Source organism: Azospirillum sp. B506 (genome assembly GCF_000333595.1).
Classification (GTDB): Bacteria; Pseudomonadota; Alphaproteobacteria; order Azospirillales; family Azospirillaceae; genus Azospirillum.
This window is the reverse complement of record NZ_BADK01000258.1, coordinates 1-5,216: the sequence shown is the minus strand read 5'-3', so window position 1 is coordinate 5,216 and position 5,216 is coordinate 1. Positions and strand designations below refer to the sequence as shown.

Sequence of the window (5,216 nt, the reverse complement as noted above, 5' to 3'; positions counted from 1 at the left end):
CAGCAGCACCGCGCACGCCCTGACGGAAAAGATGATCGCCGTGCAGGCCTCGACCATCCACGCCCACATGCTGGAGACGCTGTTTCCCCGCGTCCGGCTACGCTTCTACGAGACGGTGGCCGCCGCAGCCCTGGACCTCTCCGCCGGCCGCGTCGACGCGATGCTGACGGCCCGGACGTCGGTCGAGGCTCTGCGCGCCACCGGCGGGAACCTGATCCCGGCCGGTCCCGCCTTCAGCGGCGGCGTGCTGGGTGGTGGCGTGGCTGTCGCCGTCCGGAAGGGCGATCAGCTGTCCGCCCGCTTCACCCAGGCCATCGCCAGCGCCGCCGAGGATGGCACCACCGCGCGCCTGTCCGGCCGCTGGTTCGGCGCAGACCTGTCGGCAAAATAGGTGCCGTCCGCCAATCCCCCACTCTTCGATGGAATGCCCGAGCGCGAGCGACAATCCATCAGGCGGTGGGCAAGTTCTCAACCGGCATTGGGGAGAAATACTTTCAGCAAACGTACTATTTAGGATCTCAACACGCCTCTGTGTTCAGCAGTTTTATTCGGCAAGCGCACCGGCATCCACACTCCGGCCAGACGCTTTCCTGCATCGCTCAATCATGGAGGCAGCTATGCCCGACACCCATCTCGTCATGCCCTGCACCCTGTCGGCTCCCTATGCCGAGTTGCTGGAGGCAGAGGCGCCCCAAACCATGACGGCGAGCGATGCACCTCCGGACGGCACGGCTGCGGCAGCAGCTGCGTTCGCGCGGCTCCTCGCGTCCGGAGATCACGCAATGCAGCCGGAACGCTTCACCATCACCGAGACCCTCGCGAATCACTGCCCCCACGGTGGGGAGGATCTCCATCGCCCACATGCCCTGCGCGCCGTGCTGCTGGGCACCACCACCATTCCCTCCATCGGCATCACCTTTCAGGAGGCTGCCGAACAGTACGCTGGCATGATTGCGGAGCATGACGCTATCCATGATGACGGCGACGACAACCGACGGCAGGAACTCGCTGGCCGGTGGGTGGCCATCGAGAACGCAATCGCCGCGGCCGAGAAACACACTGTCGGCGACTGCTTGGCCGCCCTGAAGGTTTTCGCGCACCGCGCATCTCCGCTGCACGATGGCGATTTCCAGTCGCCAAACGTCAATGGGGAAGCAGTCTTCGCCGCAATGCTCCAGACCGTCGCCAAGCTCGTCACGCTGCATGACACCGAGAGCGATGGAGCCGAACGCTCTGATGATCCGGCGGTCGCCGCATACGTCGCCTGGGTCTCCGCCCTCGCGGCCGAGACGCGCGCCAGCGATGAGATCGGCGATCTCACAAAACGGCTCGACCGTGAGTATCCGGACGTGAAGGCCAAGTTCGAGGAATACGAACAGGCGAGAGTCGCGCGCGAAGAGGCTGAAGAGGCGGTGGTGGAGGCTGCTGCTGCCACGCCGCTTGGGGCGTTGGCTCGGTTCGCCTACTTCACCTATTGGACCTCCGGCTGCATGTACGAGGGCGACATCAAGCTTTGGCAGTCGGCGGTCAGCGACATTTCCCGACTCGGCGTTCTTCCCCTGCCGGCGGAGGTTCGCGCTTTCGGTGAGGGGCGGTTCTTCGGCCCGCTTCACCGTGCGGCCATGTCGAAGGAGGGCATCGACCCTTCGGGCCGCTCCATCGCCTTGCCGTCCTCTCTGTGGGAGCCGGCGCCCGAGCATGTCAGCGTCATCTACGACTTGCCGGCGAGCGTGGCCAAGCGCATGGCTGTGGAGTGCGACCGGAACCGCGCTCGCAGCGCTGCCGACCCGGGTGGACCGGAGCAGAAGGCTCGGGTCACCGCCACGTTCGGCCGCATGTCCCAGGACCAGCAGGAGTTCTTTATCGAGTGGCTGGAGTTTTTCGCCACCGGCAGCCACCTCCACGCGGCCACCTTGGAGTTCACCAAAGAGCAAGGGCACGGCCTGCTGAGCCAGTATCGGGACCAGCTTCTGGACGATCTGCGCGATGTCGAAGCCCTCTTGCCGCACGAGGATGTGAAACAGCCGCAACCGCTGTGGGGCGAGGTCGGACCATCCACGGTGGGCGATGGTCACCCCGACGCCGATATTCTCGCACTCGGTCGGCGACGCAGCGAACTGATCGACCAGATCGACCAGCCAGGCCGATCTGATGATGAAATCATGCCCCTCCGCATCGAATGGAAGGAGGTCGACCATCTGATTATGGAGTTGCAGCCGAAGACCGGGGCCGGCCTTGCTGTCCAGTTGGCAACGGTTTGGTACCAACTCGAACCGGAGCCGGGTGGAGAGCACTGCCCGAAGGCGGACAGCCCCCTTGATCGGGTGTGGCTGTGGACCGCCATGAAGAACGCCGAGCGGATCGGGGGCACCTCCCAGCCGGCGCCTGATCGCAAGGACGGATCCGAGATCTCGAACGCTTTCGATGCGCTGTTGGACGCCATGAAGGCTGAAAGCGCGCTTCCTGAAGACATGTCGGACGGGGATCGCGAGCCCTACGAAAACAAGATGATGGCCGCAGCCGATCATCTTGCGGACCTCGCCCCCAAAACTTTTTGCGACGCCGCGATTCTGCTGCGGTACCTGATCCTGCGGGTCTGCTGCGACACGCTCGAATCGGAACAGGCGTTTCTCCGCGGAGCCGAGCCGAGCGAGGCGGACCTCGTCGATTTCCGGGCCCGGATCCTGTGGTGGGTGGTCAAGATGTTGGAGGCGTCGCCAGCCGCGGCCAACGATCAGCACCAAAACGCCGATGCCTTCGCCGACACGGTCGCCGCTTTCGAGACCGAGGCGCCCGCCACGCTGGCCCTGCCGCTGGAGCCGACCGGCCGCATGGTCGACGCCGGCGCGAGCGCCGCCGGCATCACCCCGGCGCAGTTCCAGGCGGCCTACGCCGCCGCGGTGGAGGCCCTGAAGCTGGAGCGGGCAGCGTGACCATCCTGATCTTCCCCACCAAGGACCGGGGCGCCCTGCGCCCCGCCGTCCGGCCGGAGACCACCATCGTTCGGCTGACGCTGGCCGAGGCGACGGACTGGCAGCGCACCATCGTGGCCGAGTGCCGGCGCCAGCGCGTGCTGACCCCGTCCTTGCCCATCTTCCTGAAACGCGCCGGCCTGATGGACCGCTGCACTTTCCTGTCGAGCACCGGGCCGGCCGATCCGCTGTGCTTCCGGCATCTGGGGGTGCCGACCTTGTCGGTTCTGGGGCGCGCCTGGGGCCGGGCCGTCATCAACCAGCCCGACGAAGCGGATCCTCATGTCGAGTTCGCGCACAGCATCGGGGCGCAGTATGCCGAGAGCATCGGCGCCGGCGAGGCGGTCTTCAACCGGGTGACCGTCTCGGGTGTCGGCCGGCCCTTCGTCTACACCCACGCCCTCTATGGGTGGGAGGATCGGGGCCGCCGCGCCGTCCTGTCCGCCGTTGACGTCCAGACTCTGCATTGACCAGACCGGGCGAAGGGTCCCCGTTTCCAGTGTATCCTTCCTGGCCGCGTCCTGCAGGTCGAGCAGCATCGCCGGCCGGCTCCACCGCATGAAGTGGAGCTGCAGCCGCCCGACGCCCGCCTGCTGGTAGAGCACCGCGGGCAGGAGCTCCAACAGCGCCCGCCCGGCACAGCGGCGCACCCACACCGGCACCGTCTCCGGATCGACCAGCCCGACCACCCAGCGTGGCGACCAGCGGTCCAGCGCCACCAGACGCGCCACGGCCCCCAGCAGGTGGAACAGCCCCCGTCCGCGCCAGTCTGGCCGGTTCCAGCCGGCGACGATCCAGGCCACCGCCCCGCGCGTCTCGTGCGCCGCCGGCGAGGCGCAGAACCCGAACTCTTCCGACGGAGCAGCACCAGGATCATGGAATGCGGTCAGGTCGCCGACCCGCGCGCCGAAGCTGGCAGTCGAGCAATCGAGCAGCACCACGCCGTGGGTGGCGACGAACTCGCCGTCGGCATCGACCGCGGCCACCCAGAAGGACGGTGCCGCCGCCGGCCGGGGCAGGAGCGGGAACCAGTCGCCGCGGTGCCAGGCGTTCAGCTGCGCCAGCGCTTCCCATTCCTCGACCAGCACCAGCGTCACACCAACCGCCAAGCCGGCCGCGCACAGGGCATCACGCGCCGCGCGCAGCACCGGCCCGTGCGGGCTCCCTTGCAGGGGCATCGTCTCCACCAACCACCGTTCGGCCATGCCTGTCCCTCGCTCTCGCAGCATTTGGATGCGAAGGACTTCCACCACACCGGGCGGCGCTCCGTCCCACGGTCCCACGATGGGAGGCCGTTCCCATGACCGTCAGCGCAACATGGCGCCGGTGGAGTACGATCCGGATCGAGTTGGCGGAACTTCTGGCCGAGCAGGAACGGCAGCGCCGCCGTTCGCCTGTCCCGGCGGTGCGGGTTGGGCGACGGCGCTACACCGAGGTCGCCCAGCTGGAGACGATCCCAACACCAGGATGGACCGCCATCAGCGATGAAGCCGCCCAGCGGTTCCGGACGATGATCGTCGCCAAGGTTGCCCGCCTGAACGGCGCTCGGTCAGCACCAGGGACGCCAAGCGCCGCGGCATGGCGCATCCGCCGGCTGGAGCAGGAAGCGCGGCGCCTCGCTGCTGAGATCCAGACCCGGCCCGTCGCCGGTACCGCCGACGTCCTGGCGAGGCTCGACGTCATCGCCGCCATGTGGGGCCCGGACGGATCGATCACCGAGCCAGGGGCGCCGCTTGTCGAAGTGCTGGCACTGCTGGACGAGATCGCCAGGGGTGCACCGGGGTTCCAGCCGACGTGGAGTCGCTGCCGGGTAGCGATGCGAGTCGCCGAGACCTCAATGAGACAGTCACCCGCGAAGCCCGCAACTGCATACCGGTGATCTTGCCGTTTCCAGCCTGGACTGCTGGTTCGGTGAAGAGGAAACCAGCGCCGACGACGCGGTGGCACAGATACGTCCGTACCAGGCGGCCCGGGCGACGGTCGCGGTCGTCTCGGGCACCGGCGGAATGGTCTGCGGCTTGAGCGACATGATCGGGCTTCTGCCTTGAGGATGCCACTTCAACAGCCGCCGCTCCCAGACCGTGATGGCACACCGTGGAATTCGCCAAATGTATCAGTTGCTATTCAGGCTCCATTCTTCGTTTCCCGTGCTGAATGGCAAAAGCCCAAATAGCCTTAAAGAGATCATTGACTATTTCGTCACATCCATTCCTTGTTTTTCATATCGATCATGAATATGCTGAC

At 66.7% G+C, this 5,216-nt stretch carries 3 protein-coding genes and 1 pseudogene; 3 read left to right on the top strand and 1 reads right to left on the bottom strand.

Going from position 1 to position 5,216, the window contains the following annotated elements:
• Positions 1-391 (top strand): annotated as a pseudogene (locus I71_RS08030) (transporter substrate-binding domain-containing protein); the annotation flags it as partial.
• Positions 392-617: 226 nt separating this feature from the next.
• Positions 618-2,933 carry a hypothetical protein gene (locus tag I71_RS08025; protein WP_042693626.1) on the top strand — a complete coding sequence of 772 codons (2,316 nt, stop codon included), beginning with the start codon at positions 618-620 and terminating at the stop codon, positions 2,931-2,933.
• Here I71_RS08025 and I71_RS37215 read toward each other — a convergent pair.
• On the bottom strand, positions 2,888-4,177 hold the full coding sequence (locus I71_RS37215; protein WP_148294182.1) for a hypothetical protein: 1,290 nt from the start codon (positions 4,175-4,177) through the stop codon (positions 2,888-2,890). The genes I71_RS08025 and I71_RS37215 overlap by 46 nt on opposite strands.
• Positions 4,178-4,272: 95 nt before the next feature.
• On the opposite strand from I71_RS37215, the gene I71_RS08015 reads away from it, so the two are divergent.
• Positions 4,273-4,851 carry a hypothetical protein gene (locus I71_RS08015; protein WP_042693623.1) on the top strand — a complete coding sequence of 193 codons (579 nt, stop codon included), beginning with the start codon at positions 4,273-4,275 and terminating at the stop codon, positions 4,849-4,851.
• The last annotated feature ends 365 nt before the right edge of the window (positions 4,852-5,216 follow it).

Bases quoted from the DNA above. Each gene is read 5' to 3' on its own strand.
- I71_RS08015 (WP_042693623.1), top strand. From the start codon at position 4,273: ATGACCGTCAGCGCAACATGGCGCCGGTGGAGTACGATCCGGATCGAG.
- I71_RS08025 (WP_042693626.1), top strand. From the start codon at position 618: ATGCCCGACACCCATCTCGTCATGCCCTGCACCCTGTCGGCTCCCTAT.
- I71_RS37215 (WP_148294182.1), bottom strand. From the start codon at position 4,177: ATGGCCGAACGGTGGTTGGTGGAGACGATGCCCCTGCAAGGGAGCCCG.